Origin of the sequence: Streptomyces cyaneus, assembly GCF_004028635.1 — a bacterium.
Classification (GTDB): Bacteria; Actinomycetota; Actinomycetes; order Streptomycetales; family Streptomycetaceae; genus Streptomyces; species Streptomyces cyaneus.
This window is the reverse complement of the sequence record NZ_RQJW01000007.1, coordinates 342,031-364,050: the sequence shown is the minus strand read 5'-3', so window position 1 is coordinate 364,050 and position 22,020 is coordinate 342,031. Positions and strand designations below refer to the sequence as shown.

General features: G+C 69.4%; 17 protein-coding genes and 1 pseudogene. 10 read left to right on the top strand and 8 right to left on the bottom strand.

Translation table 11 applies throughout. The features are described from left to right. The first annotated feature begins 176 nt into the window (after positions 1-176). The 5 genes from EHO50_RS27040 (at position 177) to EHO50_RS27020 (ending at position 5,512) form a co-directional block, all read left to right on the top strand. Positions 177-1,241 carry an MraY family glycosyltransferase gene (locus tag EHO50_RS27040; RefSeq protein ID WP_128433802.1) on the top strand — a complete coding sequence of 355 codons (1,065 nt, stop codon included), beginning with the start codon at positions 177-179 and terminating at the stop codon, positions 1,239-1,241. Between the two features lie 94 nt (positions 1,242-1,335). Next, positions 1,336-3,192, top strand: coding sequence for a molecular chaperone DnaK (dnaK, locus tag EHO50_RS27035; protein ID WP_128433801.1), 1,857 nt, complete (start codon positions 1,336-1,338; stop codon positions 3,190-3,192). Next, positions 3,189-3,839, top strand: coding sequence for a nucleotide exchange factor GrpE (gene grpE, locus EHO50_RS27030; RefSeq protein WP_128433800.1), 651 nt, complete (start codon positions 3,189-3,191; stop codon positions 3,837-3,839). Before dnaK ends, grpE begins: the two co-directional genes overlap by 4 nt. 33 nt (positions 3,840-3,872) lie before the next feature. Next, complete coding sequence (dnaJ, locus tag EHO50_RS27025) at positions 3,873-5,054, top strand: molecular chaperone DnaJ (RefSeq protein WP_128433799.1); 1,182 nt, start codon at positions 3,873-3,875, stop codon at positions 5,052-5,054. A 5-nt stretch (positions 5,055-5,059) separates the two neighbouring features. Further along, entirely contained in the window at positions 5,060-5,512 is a 453-nt protein-coding gene (locus tag EHO50_RS27020) for a heat shock protein transcriptional repressor HspR (protein WP_128434041.1), read from the top strand. Positions 5,513-5,584: 72 nt separating this feature from the next. Here the strand turns inward: EHO50_RS27020 and EHO50_RS27015 are convergent, their stop codons facing one another. The 3 genes from EHO50_RS27015 to EHO50_RS27005 form a co-directional block, all read right to left on the bottom strand. Next, positions 5,585-7,567: a PA14 domain-containing protein gene (locus tag EHO50_RS27015; RefSeq protein WP_128433798.1), complete on the bottom strand. Its 1,983-nt coding sequence runs from the start codon at positions 7,565-7,567 to the stop codon at positions 5,585-5,587. A gap of 5 nt (positions 7,568-7,572) precedes the next feature. After that, positions 7,573-9,615, bottom strand: coding sequence for a PA14 domain-containing protein (locus EHO50_RS27010; protein WP_128433797.1), 2,043 nt, complete (start codon positions 9,613-9,615; stop codon positions 7,573-7,575). 108 nt (positions 9,616-9,723) lie between these two features. Next, the gene (locus EHO50_RS27005; RefSeq protein ID WP_128433796.1) at positions 9,724-11,433 is read right to left on the bottom strand and encodes a fibronectin type III domain-containing protein; all 1,710 of its coding nucleotides are present in this window, start codon (positions 11,431-11,433) and stop codon (positions 9,724-9,726) included. 304 nt (positions 11,434-11,737) lie between these two features. Between EHO50_RS27005 and EHO50_RS27000 the strand changes: the two genes are divergently transcribed. Then, positions 11,738-12,862, top strand: coding sequence for a sugar ABC transporter substrate-binding protein (locus tag EHO50_RS27000; RefSeq protein WP_425472275.1), 1,125 nt, complete (start codon positions 11,738-11,740; stop codon positions 12,860-12,862). 101 nt (positions 12,863-12,963) lie between these two features. Next, entirely contained in the window at positions 12,964-14,634 is a 1,671-nt protein-coding gene (locus EHO50_RS26995) for a PA14 domain-containing protein (RefSeq protein WP_128433795.1), read from the top strand. A gap of 82 nt (positions 14,635-14,716) precedes the next feature. Here the strand turns inward: EHO50_RS26995 and EHO50_RS26990 are convergent, their stop codons facing one another. The 3 genes from EHO50_RS26990 to EHO50_RS26980 are packed head-to-tail and all read right to left on the bottom strand — an operon-like array spanning position 14,717 to position 18,046. Further along, positions 14,717-15,571 (bottom strand): transglutaminase family protein, encoded by an 855-nt coding sequence (locus EHO50_RS26990; RefSeq protein ID WP_128433794.1) that lies wholly within the window; start codon positions 15,569-15,571, stop codon positions 14,717-14,719. 1 nt (position 15,572) lies between these two features. Further along, positions 15,573-16,505: an alpha-E domain-containing protein gene (locus EHO50_RS26985; protein ID WP_128433793.1), complete on the bottom strand. Its 933-nt coding sequence runs from the start codon at positions 16,503-16,505 to the stop codon at positions 15,573-15,575. Then, entirely contained in the window at positions 16,502-18,046 is a 1,545-nt protein-coding gene (locus EHO50_RS26980) for a circularly permuted type 2 ATP-grasp protein (RefSeq protein ID WP_128433792.1), read from the bottom strand. Before EHO50_RS26980 ends, EHO50_RS26985 begins: the two co-directional genes overlap by 4 nt. Positions 18,047-18,479: 433 nt before the next feature. Between EHO50_RS26980 and EHO50_RS26975 the strand changes: the two genes are divergently transcribed. Beyond that, on the top strand, positions 18,480-19,568 hold the full coding sequence (locus tag EHO50_RS26975) for a helix-turn-helix transcriptional regulator (RefSeq protein ID WP_128433791.1): 1,089 nt from the start codon (positions 18,480-18,482) through the stop codon (positions 19,566-19,568). Here EHO50_RS26975 and EHO50_RS26970 read toward each other — a convergent pair. Both EHO50_RS26970 and EHO50_RS26965 read right to left on the bottom strand, forming a co-directional pair. After that, positions 19,486-20,191 (bottom strand): annotated as a pseudogene (locus EHO50_RS26970) (helix-turn-helix transcriptional regulator). The gene EHO50_RS26975 and the pseudogene EHO50_RS26970 overlap by 83 nt on opposite strands. A 21-nt stretch (positions 20,192-20,212) precedes the next feature. Then, complete coding sequence (locus tag EHO50_RS26965) at positions 20,213-21,223, bottom strand: helix-turn-helix domain-containing protein (protein ID WP_128433790.1); 1,011 nt, start codon at positions 21,221-21,223, stop codon at positions 20,213-20,215. 104 nt (positions 21,224-21,327) lie between these two features. Between EHO50_RS26965 and EHO50_RS26960 the strand changes: the two genes are divergently transcribed. Further along, positions 21,328-21,522, top strand: a complete 195-nt coding sequence (locus EHO50_RS26960; RefSeq protein WP_246101470.1) for a hypothetical protein — start codon at positions 21,328-21,330, stop codon at positions 21,520-21,522. Continuing rightward, positions 21,519-21,854 carry a Rieske (2Fe-2S) protein gene (locus tag EHO50_RS26955; protein ID WP_128433789.1) on the top strand — a complete coding sequence of 112 codons (336 nt, stop codon included), beginning with the start codon at positions 21,519-21,521 and terminating at the stop codon, positions 21,852-21,854. The genes EHO50_RS26960 and EHO50_RS26955 overlap by 4 nt, the downstream gene beginning before the upstream one ends. Positions 21,855-22,020: the final 166 nt, after the last annotated feature.

Genomic DNA, 22,020 nt, shown 5'->3' with positions numbered 1-22,020 from the left:
CTCGACATTACTGAGCGGACATTACTAAGCGGTAACTTAATCAGTCCGTCTGAGACTACCCGCATCCTCTGTCGCACTGTAGCCAGGTGCGGAGTGATGTGAGTCGCTGAGGGTTGCCTTAAGAACCGATCGTGTTATTCATCCCGAAATGGTATATACGGCACTAACCTAGCCCCGTGCTTTACGGGATCGCAGCCGCCACCACCTCTCTTCTCCTCGCCGCCTTCCTCGCGGCGCTGCTCCGGCTGCCCGCTCTGCGCCTCGGCATCGTCGACCGTCGGCGCCAGCGGCCGCTGCCGTTGCTCGGTGGGGCCGGCGTCGTGCTCGTGACCTGCCTGGTCGTCGCCGCGGGGGAGTGGACGGGCTTCGCCCCGCTGGGTCCCGAGATCGAGCGGCTGCTGATGGCCGCGGGCGCCGTCGCCGTGCTCGGGCTGGTCGCCGACGTACGGCGGGTGAAGGCGCGGTTCCTGGTGGGCGGTACGGCCGTGGCGGCGGCCTGCGTGGTGCCGTACGGCGAGACGGGCTTCCTGCTCGGGGTGCCGGCCGTCGGCTGGATCGTCCTCGTCGCCGTCGGCTTCAAGGCGCTGGACCATGCGGACGGGCTGGCCGGCACCGTCGGGGTCGTCACCGCCTTCGGTGTCGGGCTGCTGGCGGCGGCCGAGGTGATGGACGAACTGGCCGTGCTGCTGAGCGTGCTGGCCGCCGCCCTGACCGGATTCCTCATGCACAACTGGCATCCCGCGCGGATCGGGCTCGGGGCGTGCGGGTCCCTGTTCGTCGGATTCGTGCTGGCGTCGACGGCCGTGATGACCCGTACCGGGCACGAGGTGGCCTCGAGCGTGGGTGTGCTCTACGCGCTCACCGCGCTCGCCACCGCCGATGTCCTCCTGGTGGTGCTGTCCCGCCGGCTGGCCGGGCGGCCGTTGCTGCGGGGCGGACCCGACCATCTCGCTCATCGTCTGCGCCGGGTCGGCCTCACTCCGCCGGCCGCGACCGTCTTGCTGGGTGGGGCCGCCTTTTCCGGGGTGCTCGTCGGTGTTCTCGTGCATATGGGATGGATCGCCGAGTCGGCGGTGTTCTGGGTGGGGGCGGGTGCCCTCGTCGCCGTGTTGGCGCTCTTGTTGATCAAGCCCTATGCGCCTCGGCGTCAACCCTCATTCCCCGTAGGGGGTTCCCCTCGGCCGCCCGCCCAGGCGACATCTACGCAGGTCAGAGCCCAGTTGCGTGTAAGGAACGGATAAGAGTTGAGTGGGGTCGACTCAGCTCTGTTGACCGGGCGGGGGCCGTCATGCACACTTGAGTCCGTTCCACTCAAGTCAGCTGGAGGAATCAACCATGGCACGTGCGGTCGGCATCGACCTGGGCACGACTAACTCCGTCGTCAGCGTTCTTGAAGGCGGCGAGCCCACCGTCATCACCAACGCAGAGGGCGCCAGGACCACGCCTTCCGTCGTCGCCTTCGCCAAGAACGGTGAGGTGCTCGTCGGCGAGGTCGCCAAGCGTCAGGCGGTCACCAACGTGGACCGGACCATCCGGTCCGTGAAGCGCCACATGGGCACCGACTGGAAGATGGAGCTCGACGGGAAGCCCTTCAACCCGCAGCAGATCTCCGCCTTCATCCTCCAGAAGCTGAAGCGGGACGCCGAGTCCTACCTGGGCGAGAAGGTGACCGACGCGGTCATCACCGTCCCGGCGTACTTCAACGACTCCGAGCGTCAGGCGACGAAGGAGGCCGGCGAGATCGCCGGTCTGAACGTCCTGCGCATCGTCAACGAGCCCACCGCGGCAGCGCTCGCGTACGGCCTCGACAAGGACGACCAGACGATCCTCGTCTTCGACCTCGGTGGCGGCACCTTCGACGTGTCCCTGCTGGAGATCGGCGACGGCGTCGTCGAGGTGAAGGCCACCAACGGTGACAACCACCTCGGTGGTGACGACTGGGACCAGCGCGTCGTCGACTACCTGGTGCAGCAGTTCAAGTCCGGTCACGGCGTGGACCTCGCCAAGGACAAGATGGCCCTCCAGCGCCTCCGCGAGGCCGCCGAGAAGGCCAAGATCGAGCTGTCGAGCTCCACCGAGACCTCGATCAACCTGCCGTACATCACCGCCTCCGCCGAGGGCCCGCTGCACCTGGACGAGAAGCTCACCCGGGCTCAGTTCCAGCAGCTGACGGCCGACCTGCTGGAGCGCTGCAAGACCCCGTTCTTCAACGTCATGAAGGACGCCGGCGTCTCCATCAACGAGATCGACCACGTCGTCCTCGTCGGTGGCTCCACCCGTATGCCCGCCGTCGCCGAGCTCGTGCGCGAGCTGACCGGCGGCAAGGACGCCAACAAGGGTGTGAACCCGGACGAGGTCGTCGCCATCGGCGCCTCGCTCCAGGCCGGTGTCCTCAAGGGTGAGGTCAAGGACGTCCTGCTCCTCGACGTGACCCCGCTGTCCCTCGGTATCGAGACCAAGGGCGGCATCATGACCAAGCTCATCGAGCGCAACACGACTATCCCGACCAAGCGGTCCGAGATCTTCACCACCGCCGAGGACAACCAGCCCTCCGTGCAGATCCAGGTCTACCAGGGCGAGCGCGAGATCGCGGCGTACAACAAGAAGCTCGGGATGTTCGAGCTGACCGGTCTGCCGCCGGCGCCGCGTGGCGTCCCGCAGATCGAGGTGTCCTTCGACATCGACGCCAACGGCATCATGCACGTCACGGCCAAGGACCTCGGCACGGGCAAGGAGCAGAAGATGACCGTCACCGGCGGCTCCTCGCTGCCGAAGGACGAGGTCGACCGGATGCGCCAGGAGGCCGAGCAGTACGCGGACGAGGACCACCGTCGTCGCGAGGCCGCCGAGACCCGCAACCAGGGCGAGCAGCTCGTCTACCAGACGGAGAAGTTCCTCAAGGACAACGAGGACAAGGTCCCCGGCGAGGTCAAGACCGAGGTCGAGGCCGCCGTCGAGGAGCTGAAGACCGCGCTCAAGGGCGAGGACACCGCCGAGATCCGCACGGCCACCGAGAAGGTCGCCGCGGTCTCGCAGAAGGTCGGCCAGGCCATGTACGCCGACGCCCAGGGCGCGCAGGCCGCCGGCGGTCCGGAGGGCGCCACCCAGGGTGGTGCCGGTGCCAAGACCGCTGACGACGACGTCGTGGACGCCGAGATCGTGGACGACGAGCGCAAGGACGGTGCCGCGTGACGGAGGAGACCCCGGGCTTCGACGAGAAGCCTGACGTCCCCTCCGGCGCCACCTCTGAAGACGCCGAGTCGGCGGCCGCTTCCCAGGAGGGGGCGGCCCCGGCCGGGGACGCATCAGCACAGATCGCCGGTCTGACGGCCCAGCTGGACCAGGTGCGCAAGGCGCTCGAAGAGCGCACCGCGGACCTCCAGCGGCTCCAGGCCGAGTTCCAGAACTACCGCCGCCGCGTCGAGCGCGACCGGATCACGGTCAAGGAGATCGCCATCGCGAACCTCCTGACCGAGCTCCTGCCCGTGCTCGACGACATCGGCCGCGCGCGGGAACACGGCGAACTCGTCGGCGGATTCAAGTCCGTCGGGGAGTCGCTGGAGACCGTCGCGGCGAAGATGGGTCTGCAGCAGTTCGGCAAGGAGGGCGAGCCCTTCGACCCGACGATCCACGAGGCCCTGATGCACAGTTACGCGCCGGACGTCACCGAGACGACCTGCGTGGCGATCCTGCAGCCCGGGTATCGCATCGGCGAGCGCACCATCCGCCCCGCGCGGGTGGCCGTCGCCGAGCCCCAGCCGGGCGCGCAGACGGTCAAGGCCGACGAGGCGACCGAGGCGGCCGACGACAAGGAGAGCGGTGGCCCGGACGAGGGCTGACGTTGAACCGAGGAGAGAGGAGGGGCGTCGAGGATGAGCACCAAGGACTTCATCGAGAAGGACTTCTACAAGGTCCTCGGCGTCCCCAAGGACGCCACCGAGGCCGAGATCAAGAAGGCGTACCGCAAGCTCGCTCGCGAGTACCACCCGGACGCCAACAAGGGCAACGCCAAGGCTGAGGAGCGCTTCAAGGAGATCTCCGAGGCGAACGACATCCTCGGCGACCCCAAGAAGCGCAAGGAGTACGACGAGGCACGCGCCCTCTTCGGCAACGGCGGCTTCCGTCCGGGGCCGGGCGGCGCGGGCGGCTCCTTCAACTTCGACCTGGGCGACCTCTTCGGAGGCGGCGCCCAGGGCGGCCAAGGGGGAGCCGGCGGCTTCGGCGGCGGACTCGGTGACGTCTTCGGGGGCCTGTTCAATCGCGGCGGCACGGGCACGACCCGGACCCAGCCCAGGCGCGGCCAGGACATCGACACCGAGGTCAGCCTCAGCTTCACCGAGGCGATCGAGGGGGCGACGGTCCCGCTGCGCATGTCCTCGCAGTCGCCGTGCAAGGCGTGTGCGGGCACCGGCGACAAGAACGGCACGCCGCGTGTGTGCCCGACCTGTGTCGGTACCGGCCAGGTGGCCCGGGGCTCCGGTGGCGGCTTCTCCCTCACCGACCCCTGCCCGGACTGCAAGGGACGCGGCCTGATGGCCGAGCATCCCTGTCTGGAGTGCAAGGGCAGCGGCCGGGCGAAGTCGTCCAGGACCATGCAGGTCCGCATCCCCGCCGGGGTGTCGGACGGTCAGCGCATCCGCCTGCGCGGCAAGGGTGCACCTGGTGAGCGCGGCGGCCCGGCCGGCGATCTGTATGTCACCGTGCACGTCGAGGCGCACCCGGTGTTCGGCCGCAAGGACGACAACCTCACGGTGACCGTCCCCGTGACCTTCACGGAAGCGGCCCTCGGCGGCGAGGTCAGGGTCCCCACCCTGGGCGGACCACCGGTCACCCTGAAACTGCCGCCCGGCACGCCCAACGGCCGCACCATGCGGGCGCGGGGCAAGGGCGCGGTCCGCAAGGACGGCACCCGCGGCGACCTCCTGGTCACCGTCGAGGTGAGTGTTCCGACGGACCTGACGGGGAAGGCTCGTGACGCACTCGAGGCGTATCGCGAGGCGACCGCGGGCGAGGACCCGCGGGCGGAGCTGTTCCAGGCCGCGAAGGGAGCATGATCGAGATGGACGGCCGTCGACGCAATCCGTATGAACTGACCGAGGAGACCCCGGTCTACGTCATCTCGGTGGCGGCCCAGCTCTCCGGCCTGCACCCGCAGACGCTGCGCCAGTACGACCGCCTGGGCCTGGTGTCCCCGGACCGCACCGCCGGCCGGGGCCGCCGCTACTCGGCCCGTGACATCGAACTGCTGCGCACCGTCCAGCAGTTGTCGCAGGACGAGGGCATCAACCTGGCCGGCATCAAGCGCATCATCGAACTGGAGAACCAGGTCGCCGCGCTCCAGTCCCGGGTGGCCGAGCTGACGGCCGCCGTGGAAGGGGCCGCGGCGGCGATGCAGCAGCGCGAGGCGGCGGTGCACGCGTCGTACCGCCGGGATCTGGTGCCGTACCAGGAGGTCCAGCAGACCAGCGCGCTGGTGGTGTGGCGGCCGAAGCGGCAGCAGTCGTCGGACTGACGGCACGTCAAATGCCTTGAGGGGCCCGGAGGTTCATTCCTCCGGGCCCCTCGGCTGTTGGTTTGCTGCCCCTTATGGCTCCAGGATCACGTGGTCGGTGCCGGGCAGGGACTGTGTGCCGTCGGCGAAGTGGGCGGTCACCCGGTAGAAGTGGGTGGTGCCCTTCGGCGCGGTGGTGTCGTAGTACCAGCGGTCGGAGGTGGTCGTCAGCAGCTCGTACTGCTTGCTGACCGGGTTCCAGCGGTGGACGTCGTAGCCGGTCGCGGAGTCGAGCTCGTTCCAGGAGAGGTGGACGCGGGCGTCCTCCAGGTCCCACTTGGTCGCCGTCACGGTGAGCGGTGAGCCCTCCGGGGTGGCGACGGTCGGGGTCAGGTCCAGCTCGTTCACGACGACCGCGATCGCGTTGCCGGTCGACCTGAAACTGGAGTTGCCCGCCTGGTCCCGGGCGTCCACGAAGTAGCAGAGCTCGTCGCCGTCGGGGAGCGTGACGTCGCGGTAGGAGCTGGTGGCGTGGGAGAGGTACGCCCACTCCGAGCCGGAGCACACCTGTTCGTCACCCGGGTCGCCGAGCAGCCGGCCCCGGTAGACCACGTACCGGTGCATGTCCTCCTCGGTGTTGTCGGCCCAGTCCAGCTCGATGCCGTACTCCGTCGCCGTGGCCGTCAGGCCCGTGACGGCGGCCGGGGCCTTGTCCGAGGTGAGCGTGGTGATGGTCGCGGTGTTGGACAGACGGGAGAGGTTGGGCCACTGCACGGCCTGTACCGCGTAGTGGTAGGTCGTGCCCTCCTCGGCGGAGAAGTCGCCGCAGCTGTAGCGGCGGGACCCGTCGGAGAGGGTGGTGAAGGTGGTCGTACAGGTCACCGACTGGGCCGTCGACGTGCTCACGGGCAGTGTCGTCGAGCGGTAGACACGGAACTCGCTGTACGGGGCGTCCTCCGGCTTCATCGTCCACTGCAGGGTCGCGCTGCCGATGCCCGCGGTCGCCGTGAGCTCGCGGGGTGTGGCCAGTGGGCGGGTCACCGTCTGGAGGTCGGTGAACGGCGATACATGGCCCGAGCCGTCCACCGCCGCCACCCGGTACTTGACGGGCTCGCCCCGCGCGAGCGTGTCGTCGGTGAGGCTCAGGGTGTACTTGAGGTCCCAGGACTTGGTGACGGCGCCGTAGAAGTCGGTTCGCTGCACGCGGTAGATCACCCCGCCGTGCACCCCCGACCAGCTCAGTTCGGCACCGGTGTCGGTCGCGGACGCGGTGAGGTCGGGCGTCTGCAGCACGATGCTGGTGACCAGCGCGTCGGCGGTGCCGGTGGACTCGTTGCCGGCCTTGTCGTAAGCGCGGATCTCGTAGTAGTAGTCGGCGCCGGTCGCGGGCGGCGTGTTGGTGAGGGTCGTCGCCGTGGTCGTCCCCACCTTGGTCCAGCTGGTGCTGCCGCGCAGACGCCGGTAGACGCGGTAGCCGGCGAGGTCCATCTCCTGGTTCTTCGTCCAGCTCAGCTTCGTCTCGTTGGTCGCCGTGTTGTACGACACCAGCGGGTCCAGCGGCGTCAGCGGCTTGACCTTGTCGACGGTGGCCGAGGTGCGCGGGGCGTACGTGAACTTGACGTTGGCGGAGCCGGTCCAGTTGACGTAGTCGATCCGCAGGGTGTGCTTGCCCTTGGGGACGGTGAGATTGACGGTCTTGGTCACCGTCGACGAGACGTTTTTCCAGATGTCGATCTTGCGGACGCCGTCGAGGTAGACGCGGATGCCGTCCTGCGCGGCGGCGGTGAACGCGAAGGGACCGCCGGAGCCGAAGTCCCGTGTCACGGTCCAGCGGACGCCGAAGTTGTTCGTCGGCAGACCGGTGGCCGGGGCGCCCGCGCCCCAGCTCTCGCTGATCGCGCTGTCGCAGTCCGTCTTCTTCGGGGTGCCGGAGAAGGTGGTGTTCGCGAAGAACTGCCGCTTGTAGACCGGTGAGTTGCAGGTCGTGGCGGCGGAGGCGGGCGCGGCGACCGCGGTGAGCAGGCCACCTGCGGTGGCGAGCACGACTGCGGCGGCTGTGGGTGCGGCGGCTTTCATCGGGTTCACGCTCCGCTCGGCAGGGACACGCTGGAGTCCACGTTGCTGAAGGTCTCGGAGCCGTCGGCCGCGACGACCGAGAGCATGTAATAGACCGTAGTGCCCCTGGGGATGGTGGTGTCGGTGTAGTTGGTGGCGGTCGGCGCCAGCGGTACGTCCGTCACCTTGACGTAGGTGCTCGTCGCGCGGTCCCACCGGTACACGTTGATGCCGGCGGCCTCCGTGGCCACCGAGTCGGCGCAGTCGATGTACATGCCGCCGTGGTCGCCGAGGGTCGTGTAGGTGGTCACGGAGCAGGGCGCGGTGTCCTCGGGGACGTTCGTCGGCCTGAGGTCGAGCTCGGTGACGGTGACCTTGGAGACGGGCCCACTCCAGTCATCGATGTCCGCCTCGTCCTGGTACGTAAGGGAGTTGCCGTACTTGTCGACGGCCACGACGATGTACGTCCGCGTCTCGCCGTCCGCCACGGACGGGCCCACGACGAACTCGGAGGTGCCCGCGGGGACCGTGCCGAGGTAGTCCGGCTCGCAGCACGACAGGTCCTCGTAGACCCAGTACTTCTCCAGGTCCGCCGCCGTGCTGTCGTCCCAGTCCAGCTTGACGCCGTACTCCAGGGGCTCGGCGGTCAGGTTCGCCACCGGCGGGGGCGGGATCTCGTCGCCGGGCCGGGTGACGGTCATCTCCGCGGAACCCGTGGACCAGCGCCCGGCGGTGTTCTTCCGGGTCATCACGTAGCGGTACGTGGCGCCCTGGTCGCCGTCGTAGTCCGTGCAGCTGCGGACCGTGTTGCCGGCGGCGTCCGTGCTGGTCTTGCGGCTGCGGCAGTCGGTGAGGTTGTCGTAGGTCAGGGCCACCGGCGAGGTCTTGGAGCGGTAGACCTCGTAGTCGGCGGTGTCACCGCCGGCCGGCTCGGTCCAGGTGAACACCGCGCCCCAACTCGGCACCGTCGCCGTCACGTTCTGCGGCGGGGTGATGGTCCGGGTGCTGCGCACGACGTTGGAGGCCGCCGCATTGCCGACCGCGTCGATCGCGCTGACCTTGTAGTCGTAGGCGCGGCCGTACGTGGCCGAGGTGTCCGTGTAGGTCGTGGTCGTGATGTCGGCGACCTCGGTGTACGTGGTCGTCGAGTCGGTCTTGCGGAAGACCCGGTAGGAGACCGCGTCGGCGGAGGCCGTCCAGGAGAGGTTGTTGGAGGCCTCGACGCCCTCGGCGGTCAGGACCGGCGCGGCGGGCGCGGTGCGGTCGGGTGTCTCGACGGGGCCCGCGTCGGCGGTGCCGGTGGACTCGTTGCCGGCCTTGTCGTAGGCGCGGACCTCGTAGTAGTACGACTTCCCCGTCGCCGGCGTGCTGTCGTGGACGGTCGTGCCGGTGGTCGTGGCCACCAGGGTCCAGGTGCTCGTGCCCTGCACGCGCCGGTAGGCGCGATAGCCGGCGAGGTCCATCTCCTTGTTCTTCACCCAGGCGAGCATGGTGACCGGCAGGTTCTCCGCGTCGGTGTAGGAGTCCCAGGACAGGCCGGCCGGGGCGAGGGGCTTGACCTTGTCGACGGTGGCGGAGGTGCGCGGCGTGTAGGCGAACTTGACCTTGGCGCTGCCGGTCCAGTTGACGTAGTCGACGCGCAGGGTGTGCTTGCCGGCGGGGATGGTGACGTTGACGGTCTTGGAGACGGTCGTGGAGGTGTTCTTCCACAGGTCGATCTTGCGGGTGCCGTCGAGGTAGACGCGGATGCCGTCCAGCCCGGAGGCGGCGAGGGAGAACGGCCCGCCGGAGCCGAAGTCCCGGGTCACGCTCCAGCGCACACCGAAGTTGTCGCGGGGCAGACCGGTGGCGGGGGCCCCGCTCCAGCTCTGGTCGATGGCGTTGTCGCAGTCGGTCTTCTTCGGCGTACCGGAGAAGGTGGTGTTCGCGAAGAACTGCCGCTTGAAGACGGGCGAGGTGCAGGTCGTCGCGGCGGCGGAGGGTGCGGTGGCCGTGGTGAGCAGGCCGGCCGCGGTGGCGAGCACGACAGCGGCGGCGGCCGCGGGGGTCGTGCGTCTGGCTGGGTTCATGGATTCCTCGGACGTGATCGTCGTAGGCCGGGGAAGGCTGGTGACGATCACGACTCGTGGAGCGGGCCATGGGTTGTACGGACTTGCCTGTGAATTTTTGACTATCGGCTAGGAGGTGGTGCTCTCCGGAGCGCTCACCGGCTCCGTGACGGTGACGTACGAGAAGTCCTCACCGCTGGTGAAGCGGGAGTTACCCGCCCGGTCCACGGCGACCACGGCCCACCGCGACGTCTCGCCCTGCGGCTCGTAGAGCTCCACGGCATGGAACACCGTCGGCTCGACGTCCCAGACCTGGTACTGCTCGCCCCACTTCTCGTACTGCCAGACGCCGTCGACCTGGACGGCGCGATAGATGTCGTAGCGGTCGACGTCGTCCTCGGGGCTGCGCTCCCACCGCAGCTCGACGTCGCTGCCGTTCACGACGCCGCTCAGTCCGGTGACGGCGGCTGGGGCGAGCCCCGTGGCGGGCGCGGTGCCGGTGACCGATGCCGACGGGGCGGACTCCTGGTCCTGGGTGTCCACGGCGGTCACCGTGTACGTGTACGCCCTGCTCTGCCGGACGCCGGTGTCGGTGTAGGAGGTTCGCGTGCGGCCGACCTCGTCGATGAGTCGGCCGTTCCGGTAGATCCGGTAGGACGACAGGTCGTGCGTGATCGGCGTGGCGGGTGCCTTCCAGCTGAGCGCGATGCCGCTGCCCGCCTGCGCGGCGGCCGTCAGACCGGTGGGTGCGGAGGGCGCCCAGTCGCCGCGCTCGAGGAAGAGGGGCGCCGATCTGGCCGACTTGTTGCCGGCGGCGTCCAGCGCGGTGATCCAGTAGCTGTACATCAGCCGGTCCTGGACCTTGGTGTCCAGCCACGAGGTGGCCGTCACCCTTGCCACCTGCACGACGGGGTTGTCGCCGCCGTCGTCCTCCCAGCGCCGGTGCACGAGGTACTCCGTCGCCCCGGGCACCGCCTTCCAGGACACCGAGACACCCGGCTGACCGTCCGTCACCGCGGTCCCGGAGGGAACCGCGGGCGGGGTCCTGTCCGGCGTCGTGACCGGACGGTCGGCGCCGCCGGACGACTCGTTGCCCGCCTTGTCGTAGGCGCGGATCTCGTAGTAGTACGTCTCGCCCGTCGCCTGCGGGGTGTCGGTGTACGAGGCCGCCGACGTGGTGGCCAGCTTCTTCCAGCTGTCGCTGCCCTTGAGGCGGCGGTAGACGCGGTAACCCGCGAGGTCCATCTCCTTGTTCTTCGCCCAGGTCAGCTTCGCCTTGCCGGTCGTGGCGTCGTACGACGCCGAAGTCCCGGTCGGGGGCAAGGGCTTGACCTTGTCGACGGTCGCCGAAGTCCTCGGTGCGTACCCGAACTTGACGTTCGCCGACCCGGACCGGTTGACGTGGTCGACGCGGAGGGTGTGCTTGCCGGAGGGGACGGTGACGTTGACGGTCTTGGACACCGTGGCGGACACGTTCTTCCACAGGTCGATCTTGCGCGCGCCGTCGAGGTAGACCCGGATGCCGTCCTGGGCGGCGGCGGTGAAGGCGAAGGGGCCGCCGGAGCCGAAGTCCCGGGTCACGGTCCAGCGCACACCGAAGTTGTCCTTCGGCAGACCGGAGGCCGGGACGCCGGTGCCCCAGTTCTCGCTGATCGCGCTGTCGCAGTCGGTCTTCTTCGGGGTGCCCGAAAAGGAAGTATTCGCGAAGAACTGCCGCTTGAAGACGGGTGAGGCGCAGGTCACGGCGGCGGACGCGGGCGGTGGCGTGAGCAGGGTGCCCGCGGCGGCGAGCACGACCGTCGTCGCGGCTGCGGCGGTCGTGCGTCTGGCTGGGTTCATTCGATCCCCTGGTCGAGTGCGGAACGGCAGTCGGGAGGCCGTCGTGATCACGACTCGCGGGGAATGGAGTTGGTTGTACGGATCTTGGTCGGGTGTTCGGTCAACGTTCGATGGAGGGGGCGTAAAGGGCGTTTGGAGGGATTCCTCCATGTCTTTACATGGACTGCGGAGCGTTGCGTTGCGCACTCGTTAAGTAGTTCCGCTTGACGCTGAGGGTTGCCGACGCGTTGTCTTTTCAGACATCTGGGCGCAATGGCGCGCCCGTGTCCCGAAGGCACCAGAAGTGAGCTCCTCTATGCGTCCCATGCGCCCCCTGCGCCGTACCGCCACAGCCGTGGCCGCCGCGTCGACGATGACCCTTTCGCTGGCCGCGTGCGGGGCACTGGGCGTCACCGGGGACAGCAGTGAGGCGAGCCCGACCAAGGGCAACGACATCACCGTGGGGCTGCTCCTGCCGGAGACGGCGAACACGCGCTACGACAAGTTCGACTACCCCATCATCCGGAACAAGGTCCAGGAGCTCACGGACAAGCAGGGCAAGGTCGTCTACCTGAACGCGGACGCGGACGCCAAGAAGCAGGCGAGCCAGCTGCAGAAGATGATCGACGACCAGGTCGACGTGATCCTGCTGGACGCCGTCGACTCGCACGCCATCGCCGACGGCGTGCAGAAGGCCAAGGACGCCGGGATCCCGGTCATCGCCTACGACCGCCTGGCCGAGGGACCGATCGACGCCTACGTCTCCTTCGACAACGAACTGGTCGGCGAGGTCCAGGGCCGCACCCTCCTGGAGGCCATGGACGGCGGCTCGGGCGTCGATTCGTCCGACAAGATCGTCATGATGAACGGCTCGCCCACCGACCCCAACGCCAAGCAGTTCAAGGCGGGCGCCCTCTCCGAGCTCAACGGCTCGGTGGACATCGCCAAGTCCTACGACACCAAGGACTGGAAGCCGGAGAACGCCCAGGCCAACATGGCCCAGGCGATCAAGTCCATCGGCCTGAACAACATCAAGGGCGTCTACTCCGCCAACGACGGCATGGCCGCCGGTGTCATCAAGGCCCTGCAGGCCGCGGGCGTGACCAAGCTGCCGCCGATCACCGGGCAGGACGCCGAACTGGACGGCGTCCAGCGGATCGTGAGCGGCGAGCAGTACATGAGCGTGTACAAGTCGTACCCGCAGGAGGCGGAGAGCGCCGCGGAGATGGCCGTGGCCAAGGTCCAGGGCCACGACATCCAGTTCGACTCCCTCACCCAGGACCAGGTCGACAGCCCGACCGACCAGGACATCCGGGCCCTGCTGGTCCCCGTGGTCGCCCTGACCCAGGACAACATCAAGGAGACCGTCATCGCCGACGGGATCTACCAGCTGTCCGAGATCTGCACGGCCACGTACAAGGCGGACTGCGCGTCCATCGGACTGAAGTAACGGCGACGCGCCCGCGCACCCGTACAACCAACCCAGCTCCTCGAGAGTCGTGATCAGGACAGCCCACGGACGGGCTGTCCTGATCACGACCTGAGGACCGAATGACCCCAGCCCGACGTACGACCGCAGCGGCCGCGACCGCAGTCGTACTCGCCACCGCGGGCGGCCTGCTCACCGCCGTCGCCACGCCCGCCTCCGCCGCCACGACCTGCAACTCACCGGTCTTCAAGCGGCAGTTCTTCGCGAACACCACCTTCTCCGGTACGCCGAAGAAGACCGACTGCGACGACGCGATCGACCAGAGCTGGAGCGGGGCCCCGGCCACCGGTCTGCCGCGCGACAACTTCGGTGTGCGCTGGAGCGTGACCCGGGACTTCGGCTCCGGCGGGCCGTTCTCCCTCGCCGCCTCCGGGCTGGACGGCATCCGGGTGTACCTCGACGGCAGCCGCAAGATCGACCTGTGGAAGAACGTTTCCTCCACGGTGTCCAAGACCGTCAACGTCACCGTCCCGTCCGGCAAGCACACCCTGCGTGTCGACTACGTCAACTGGACCGGCAGCGCCAAGGTCAAGTTCGCCTACACGCCCCGGACCTCCGCGACCGTCGACAAGGTCAAGCCGCTCACGCCGACCGGGACTTCGGTGGCGTACGACGCGACGACCGGCAAGGCGAAGCTGACCTGGGCGAAGAACAAGGAGATGGACCTCGCGGGTTACCGCGTCTACCGCCGCCTCAAGGGCGCCGCCTTCCCCGGCACGCCCCTCGCGACGACCACCTCCACCTCCACCACCTACACCGACGCCACCCTCCCGGTCACCGGCGACACCTACTACTACGAGATCCGCGCCTACGACAAAGCCGGCAACGTCTCGACCGGTACCGCGGACCAGGCCGTGACCACCGCCGACCGGACGGCGCCGGACAAGGCCACGGGGCTGGCGGCGCTGGGGACCACGGCAGGCAACTCGGTGACGTGGCAGGCCCCTTCGGCGAAGGACGTCGATCACTACGAGGTGTGGGGCGCGCCGGTAGGGGAGACGGATCCGGACGGTCCGCAGCCTGTCTGGGGTAAGTCGTGGACGGATACCACGGCCGCCCCGGGGACGGCGTACACCTACAAGGTGCAGGCCGTCGACGCCGCCGGGAATCTCGCTCCCGTCTCCGATCCGGTGACGGTCACCCGACCGGTGGCATCCGACGTCCCCGCCCCGACCACGGCGCAGGGCACGCCCGCCGACGCGCACACCCGGCTCACCTGGACCCCGTCCGGGGGCGACGTCACCGGCTTCCGCGTCTATCGGCGTACCGAGGCCGTCGGCGGCTGGGTGCTCGCCGGGAGCACCGGTGCGTCGCAGACGTCGTACGACGACACCTCCGCCCCGCAGGGCAAGGCGTACTACTACGTCGTCGCCGTCGACGGCGCGGGCGCCGAGTCGGTGCCGTCCGGCCAGGTCACCGTCGACCGGCTCACCCCGGCCACCGCGAGCGGGCCGGCGGCACCGCAGCTGACGCTGGTCGCCTCGGGCGGCACACGGTGGCCCGTCCAGATCACGGCCAAGCCCGGTGCCGGGGACGAGGGGCGCGTGCTGAAGGGGTACTCCTGGGAGATCGACGGTGCCTGCGGGTCCAGCGGTACGCGGCTGAGCACGACGGGCGGCATCGAGTGGACCCCGACGTACAACGGCCCGTGCATGGCGACCGTGTACGCCGTGGACGCCTATGGGCGGGTCGGTGAGCAGGGCTCCTCGCTGGAGTTCATGGTCGGCCGCTGACACGCGAGCTGACACGTGAACGGCCGGGAGTCAGGCCGCAACACCCGCAACCCTCTCCCGGCCGCCACCTGCCCCGGACCGTTCACGCCACCCGCGTGAACTCCACCGTCACCTCCGGCGGCCCGCCGGGCACACCGCGGTAGATGCCCTTGTGCGGGGTGACGTCGTCGTAGTCGCGGCCGCGGCCGACGACGACATGGGACTCGTCGGCCCGCGTCCGGTTGGTGGGGTCGTAGCCGCACCAGTCGCCCGCCCAGTACTCGATCCAGGCATGGCTCTGCCCGGCGACCGGCCGGTGCAGCTCCGCCTCCCGCTCGGGGTGGAGGTATCCGGAGACGTAGCGGGCGGGCAGGCCTACTCCCCGCAGCAGCGCGATCGTGAGGTGGGTGATGTCCTGGCAGACGCCCGCGCACTGCTCCCAGGCCTCGGCGGCGGAGGTGTTCACGCTCGTGGTGCCGGGGAGGTACGCCACCCGGTCGGCGACCAGCAGCGACACCGCGATCGCCGTCTCGTGCGGATCGAGACCGGCCGCCGCTTCCCGCGCCTTCTCGACGAGCGGGGCGGGCACGGTCGTACGGGGGGTAGGGCCGGCGAACTCCAGCAGGCGGGAGGAGGCCACCTCCTCCGCCAGCACCCGCCATGTGGGCGCCTCGGGGAGCGGGCCCGGCGGGTGGGTCTCCACCAGGCTGGAGGCCGTGATGGTGAGGTCGGCGTGCGGGTCCATCAGGTCGAAGCCGGTGACCTGGGTGCCCCAGTAGTCCCAGTACGCCCAGGTGGTGGCCGCCGGGCTGACGGTGACCCGGGCGTCCAGCGTGGTCTGGCCGGGCAGCGTCAGCGGGGTCATCCGGACCTCGTTGTGCGAGGACGCGGCCGGCTGGGCGTACGAGACGCGGGTGGTGTGCTTGATACGGAGACGGCGAGTTACCTGGGCGGTCATCTCACGCTCCTTCCTGGGCCCACTCGACGGGCCCCTGGTACGGGAAGAACCGATCGGCCACCGCGTCCATCGAGGCCATGCAGGCCTGCTGCAAGTCCTTCAGCAGCAGGGGCAGTTGGTCTTCCAGCGCGTGTGTGTCCAGGTATTCGAGGCGGGTGCGCATCCGCCCGATGGGGCGGCGCGCCGGGTCCTGGCGGGGGCGGCCCAGCGCCGTGAGGCACTCCTCCGCCGTGGTCAGCGCGTGCAGTGCGGAGCGCGGGAAGTCGCGGTCCAGCAGAAGGAATTCGGCCACCCGTGGCGTGTCCCCGAAGCCGCCGTACACGCGCGCGTACGCCTCGTCCGCGCCGGACGCGCTCAGCAGAGTCGGCCAGTCCGGCGCGTGCGCGGCGTCCAGCACCCGCACCGACAGCAGCCGTACGGTCATGTCCACCCGCTCAAGGCTGCGCCCGAGGACCACGAAGCGCCAACTGTCGTCCCGGCTCATGGTGGAGTCGGCGAGCCCGAAGAACAACGCCGCGCGTCTGCGCACCAGCTCCAGATACGCGTACGGGCCGGTCCGCCGGGCCGCCAGCCGCTGGTCGGCGAGGGCGTGCCAGGTGGAGTTGAGGCACTCCCACATCTCCGACGACACCGCCTCGCGGGCACTGCGCGCGTTCAGCCGGGCGGCCCCGAGGGCGCCCTCGATGGATCCCGTGGAGCGGGCGTCGAAGGCCAGCTGGTCGAGGACCTGCTGCATGTCCACCGGCTGACCACCGGCGTCCATACCGAGGATCGCGTACAACGACCGGCACGCCACGTCCTCGTCGCGCCAGGGGTCCTCCAGCATGCGGTGCAGATAGGCGTCGAGGATGCGGCCCGTGGCGTCGGCGCGCTCGACATACCGTCCGGTCCACGTCAGGGCCTCGGCGATACGGGAGAGGATCACGTCGTTCACTGCTGCTGCGCCCCTTCCTGTACGACGGTGGGGATGCCGTCGGGTCCGAGCTGCCGCGGCGCGACAGCGAGCGGATCGCCGGCGCTCAGGGGCACGGGCGACTCCGCCGGGCCCTCGGCCAGCACCCAGGTGTCCTTGGAGCCGCCGCCCTGGCTGGAGTTGACGATGAGGTTGCCCTCCTGGAGGGCGACTCGTGTGAGGCCGCCGGGCAGCACCCAGACATCGTTGCCGTCGTTGACGGCGAAGGGCCGCAGATCGATGTGGCGCGGTGCCATGCGCTCGCCCGCGAGGGTCGGGGAGGTGGACAGGGCGACGGGCCGCTGGGCGATGAAGCCGCGCGGGTCGGCGATGACGGCTTTGCGAGTGCGTTCGATGGTCTCGCGGTCGGCCTTGGGTCCGATGACGATGCCCTGACCGCCGGCGCCGTCGACGGGCTTGACGACGAGCTGCTCGATCTGGTCGAGGACGACGTCCAACTGCCCCGGCTCGTCGGGACGGTAGGACTCGACGTTCGGGAGGATCGGCTCCTGGCCGAGGTAGTACCGGATGAGGTCGGGGACGTAGGTGTAGAGGAGCTTGTCGTCGGCGATGCCGTTGCCCACGGCGTTCGCGAGTGTGACGTTGCCCGCCATGGCGGCGCCCATGATGCCCGGGCAGCCGATCACCGAGTCGGGGCGGAAGTGGAGGGGATCGAGGAAGTCGTCGTCGAGCCGCCGGTATACGACGTGGACGGGCACCTCGCCGCGCGTCGTGCGCATCCACACACGGTTGTTGCGGCACACCAGGTCGTGCCCCTCGACGAGCTGCACACCCATCAGCCGGGCGAGCAGGGCGTGCTCGAAGTAGGCGGCGTTGCTGGGGCCCGGGGTGAGGACGACGACGCGCGGATCGTCGGTCCCGTCGGGCGCGGCGGCGCGCAGGGCGGCGAGGAGCCGCTGGGTGTACCCGTCGACGGGCAGCACATGCTGCTCGGCGAAGAGAGAGGGGAAGATCCGGGTCATCGCTCGCCGGTTCTCGATGACGTACGAAACCCCGCTGGGCACGCGCACATTGTCTTCCAGCACCCGGAAGTCCCCGGCCTCGTCCCGTACGAGGTCGATCCCGGCGACATGAATGCGAACCCCGCCCGGTGGCTCGACCCCATGGGCCGATCTGTGGAAGTGGGGGGAGTTGAGCAGCAGCCGCCAGGGCACGACACCGTCCTCGAAGGCGCGGGCGGGCCCGTAGGCGTCGGCGAGGTAGGCCTCCAGCGCTCTGACCCGCTGGCTCACCCCGCGTTGTATGAGATCCCACTCGAGCGCGTCGAGGATCCTGGGCACGAGGTCCAGCGGCCAGGGCCGCTCCTCGCCCGCGAAGGCGTACGTCACGCCCCGGTCGGTGAACGCCCGGGCCATCTGGTCGGCCCTGAAGCGCAGTTCACTCGGCTCGATCGGCTGAAGTGCAGCCAGCACCGGCTCATAGGCGGTCCTGACCTCACCCGGCCGCTCAAACATCTCGTCCCACGCGTCGGCCAACGCGTACGCGTCAAATATGTCCGCCATGGCCTGACGGTAAGTGGGGTGTGTAACGGCGTGATCACTGCGGGATTTCCGGGAGGTGGCACGCGGAAGCGTGGCCTCCGGTGGTCGAGGTGGTCGGTTCACCCGGTCGTGTGCGGGATTTGCGACGCACACGGCAAAGGCTGGGGACCGCACCATCAGCTTGTTGCAACTCGACGGGCGGAGGCCCGGAAACAGCGGGACATACCGGTGGATTACGGCGGCTGTCCCGGCGTGAGCCGTGTTGCGGAGCACGGCCCGTCCGCGCATAGTTGCGCTGCGGAAGCGCGAGCGAACCCGTAGGCCCGAAGGGCTGAGCACGGTGGGCCTGTCGACCAGGGCCACGCCCGGCCCGGTTTGTCCCGGCAGAGGTCGACACCGCGCTCCGGAGGTGAGCGAGGCGGCGAAAGAGGCAAGAACCGGGGGTGGATGGGCGATGGCCGGGCACGGGGCGGAGGAGCATCCACACGGTGCCGACCGACTGTGCGAGGCCGGGGATCGCGTGTATTCCCGGGCCGTACGACGCGGCCGTGTGGCGCGCCGGGAGGCGGAGGCGGTGCCCTGCCTGCTGGAACTGGCGCTGCTGCACCCCGACCCCGACGACATGGACTGGCTGGTGCCGACCTCCCCGCAGGAGGTCATGACACGGCTGCTGCGCGGGGTGTACGACGAGGTCAGCGCGAGCCAGCGGCGGGTGGGCTCGGCGGTGGCGGCGTTCGAGTGGTACGCCGGACTCGGCCCCCGTCCGTCGCAGGCGTCCGGCGCGGAGGGCACGGCGATCCGGGTGCTCGACGGTGCCTCCCGCATCCAGGGGGCCCTGGACGCGGCGACGGAGGCGTGCACGTCGGAGGTGCTGACGGTGCAGCCGGGCGGCATCCGTCCCGAGCACGAGCTGACGGAGGGCCTGCACCGGGCGATGGCGCTGCGGGGGCGGGGCGTGCGGATGCGCGACCTGTACACGCACGTGGCCCGGCACGGTCAGGGCCTGCTCAACTACCTTGAACTGATGGGCGATTCGGTCGAGGCCCGCACGCTGGACGAGGTGATCGACCGGCTGATCCTCTTCGACCGTACGGTGGCCTTCATCCCGGCGAACGCGGACCGCACGCTGGCGCTGGAGCTGCGGCACCCGGCGCTCGTCCACTACCTGGTGACGGTGTTCGAGCGCCTGTGGCGCCTGGCGATCCCCCTCACGGCACCCCTCCCCGACACCGGCATCGAGGGCATCTCCCACCGAGAGCAGTCCATCGCCGCGCTGCTCGCCGAGGGCCATCAGGACGCGGTGATCGCGGAGCGGCTGGGGATAAGCGTCCGTACGTGCCGGGCGCACATCGCGCGGTTGTCGGAGACGCTGGGGGCGGCGAGCCGTACGCAGCTCGGGGTGCGCATAGCGCAGGTGGGGTTGGACCGGCCGCGGGCGTCGTCGTCCGAGGCGGCGGTGATCAGCGTTGCCGGGGTGCCGGGGATGCCTCGGGTTCCTGGGGTTCCGGGGGTTCCTGGTCCAGGATCCCCGACTGGCCGATGAGATAGCCGAGTTGGGCCCGGCTCTCGCTGCCCGGCGTCGCCGCGAGTTCGGCGATGTGGACGCGGGCGGTGCGGACGTTCATGCCGAGGCGGTCGCCTATGACGGCGTCGGTGTGGCCTTCGACCAGGAGGCTCGCGATGGCGCGCCGGCGGGGGGTGATGCCGTTCAGGGTGGGCGGCTGGACGGCCTCTGGGTGCATAAGGGTGGCCAGGCGCCACAGGCGGCCGAAGGCCTTGGCGAACGGGCGACCACGGCGGGGGTGTGGCGCTGGGTGTGCTGATAGAGGGTGCGGATGCGGCCGCCGCGGTCGAGCAGGGACTGATCCCGGTCGAGGGAGGCGGGCGGCGGGATCGTGGCCGTTGTGGGGCTGACGAGGCGGATGGCCGATGGGTCTGCCGTTGCCGTACGTTGCCCGGCGATCCCCCGTGAGCGGTTCGAAGGTCTCGGCCGGCCGCTCCCCGCGTCGTCGCTCGTCCGCGATGCGCTCATCCGAAGTCGATCAGACACGGGGCGCCACCGGCTTCGCGGACGCTCACACGCCGCTCGCGCAGGGCCTGGGCACAAAGCCTCAGACCTGCCTCACACAACTCGTCCGCTTCGTGGCTGTGCGCCTCTGCGGTCACACGCGGCCCTCTCCTTGGGACTCAGTGCTCCTGTTCCAGGATTCCGGACTGCGCTATGAGGTAGCCGAGTTGGGCACGACTGCCGCTGCCCAGGGTCGCGGCGAGCTTGGCTATGTGGGCGCGGCACGTCCGGACGTTCATCCCGAGGCGCCGGGCGATGGCCTCGTCGACGTGTCCCTCGACGAGGAGCTTCGCGATGGAGTGCTGAATGTCCGTGATGCCGTCTGCGGCCGCCTCGTACGGGGCGCCGGCGCTCAACGGGACGGATCGCACCCACATGAACTCGAAGACCTTGATCAGGTACCGAACGAGGCCGGGGTGGCGTAGCTCCAGAGCCACCTGCTGGTCGTCGCGGGTGGGGATGAAGGCGACGGCCTCGTCGCAGACTATGAGGCGCTCCACAACTTCGTCGATCGTCCGGTACTCCGCCTTGCCTTTCGAGAGCTGGGCCACGTACGCCAGCTTCTCGGGGCTGTACCGGGCGGTGTGCTGATAGAGCGTCCGGATGCGCACACCGCGTTCGATCAGCGGCTTGTCCCGTTCCAGCCCTTGGAGCAGGCTGCGCTCCGAGTAGCGGTCGTCGCTGGGTTGGACCGTGAGCACATCGGTCTGGCACTGGGCCGTGGCCAGGTTGAGTGCCGCGTTGATCCGGGCGCTGCCCTCCAGCACGGTGATCGAGTGATCGGCCTCGCCGGCGTGCGCGAGAGCCAAGAACGGCTCGAAGACGTCAGTGAGTTTGATGGACAACCGCCGGCGATCCGCGATGTCGCGCTCTATGGGATGGAGTCGCTCGGCCAGGGCGACGGACGGGGGAACCGGGCGCAACCAGTTCGCGTCGTCGGGGTCGGGGTGGAGGAGGGCGAACTCCAGCAGGCAGGGAGCCGACTCCACGTCCACGCGAGCGATACGCCCGGTGCGCAGGGCATGCGCATATAGTCGGCCACCCTCGTCACACAGTTCGGTCTCCGCATGGGGATGCGTCGCCTTAGTCGGATTTGCCACGAAATCTCCACCCCCCAGGGTCCTGAACATGCAGGAACATGATGCACCGATTGTGTGGCCAGCACGTGCCTGAATGAGCCATCGTCTTATCCGACGGGGGAAGAGGAGACTTTCAAGTGAGGACGAAGCCGACTATGCGCAAGAGAATGCTTCGCTCGGTACTTGTCGCCGCCTTCTCCGTCGTCGTGACCTTCGGAGCGCTGAGCGGGCAGTCCGACGCGGAGAGTGTCGTCAGCGCTGACACTCACTGGCCGAGCACCGCCGTGAGTTCCAGCAGCGCGGATGTGTCGGTGACCTCCGCGGACGGTGACTCGGGGGAGCGGATGTGACCACTCCACCCGACGACCGCTCCTTCCGCCGCGAAATGGCCACCGCCTACCGCTCCGGCTGGCACTTCATCGACCTGGTCACCGCGATCCCCCACCCCGGTGACTCGTTGATGGTGACCGTTTTCGGCGAGCCGGTGGTCGTCACGCGGGACGAGGACGAGGACGTGCGGGCTTACCGGTGTCTGCGGCGGCCTCGGGGGGCGCCGCAGCCTGTGCGGTGTGCCATCCGGTACGGAATGATCTTCGTCAATCTTGATCAGCGCGACCACCGCCTGGTGGAGCCGGAAGCCCCGGCCCAAACGACCATCGCAGCCACCCCCCGCAGTGCCTGACGCGATTCCCCCGTCGTAACAGATCGCTCAGGTGCTTCCCCCCGCAGCGGCGTCACCGTGACCTGAACACGGTGACGCCGCTGCAGTTTTCCGGGGACATTTCCCCGTATCCGCCTGTTCCGGCGGTGGCTGAAACCGGGCGCCCGGTATCCGGCCAACCCGGCGC

Coding starts and splice junctions, on each gene's coding strand:
- EHO50_RS27015 (WP_128433798.1), bottom strand. CDS start 7,567: ATGAAAGCCGCCGCACCCACAGCCGCCGCAGTCGTGCTCGCCACCGCA.
- EHO50_RS26995 (WP_128433795.1), top strand. CDS start 12,964: ATGACCCCAGCCCGACGTACGACCGCAGCGGCCGCGACCGCAGTCGTA.
- EHO50_RS26965 (WP_128433790.1), bottom strand. CDS start 21,223: ATGTTCAGGACCCTGGGGGGTGGAGATTTCGTGGCAAATCCGACTAAG.
- dnaJ (WP_128433799.1), top strand. CDS start 3,873: ATGAGCACCAAGGACTTCATCGAGAAGGACTTCTACAAGGTCCTCGGC.
- EHO50_RS27000 (WP_425472275.1), top strand. CDS start 11,738: ATGCGCCCCCTGCGCCGTACCGCCACAGCCGTGGCCGCCGCGTCGACG.
- EHO50_RS27010 (WP_128433797.1), bottom strand. CDS start 9,615: ATGAACCCAGCCAGACGCACGACCCCCGCGGCCGCCGCCGCTGTCGTG.
- EHO50_RS26980 (WP_128433792.1), bottom strand. CDS start 18,046: ATGGCGGACATATTTGACGCGTACGCGTTGGCCGACGCGTGGGACGAG.
- EHO50_RS26975 (WP_128433791.1), top strand. CDS start 18,480: ATGGCCGGGCACGGGGCGGAGGAGCATCCACACGGTGCCGACCGACTG.
- EHO50_RS26990 (WP_128433794.1), bottom strand. CDS start 15,571: ATGACCGCCCAGGTAACTCGCCGTCTCCGTATCAAGCACACCACCCGC.
- dnaK (WP_128433801.1), top strand. CDS start 1,336: ATGGCACGTGCGGTCGGCATCGACCTGGGCACGACTAACTCCGTCGTC.
- EHO50_RS27005 (WP_128433796.1), bottom strand. CDS start 11,433: ATGAACCCAGCCAGACGCACGACCGCCGCAGCCGCGACGACGGTCGTG.
- EHO50_RS27020 (WP_128434041.1), top strand. CDS start 5,060: ATGGACGGCCGTCGACGCAATCCGTATGAACTGACCGAGGAGACCCCG.
- EHO50_RS26960 (WP_246101470.1), top strand. CDS start 21,328: ATGCGCAAGAGAATGCTTCGCTCGGTACTTGTCGCCGCCTTCTCCGTC.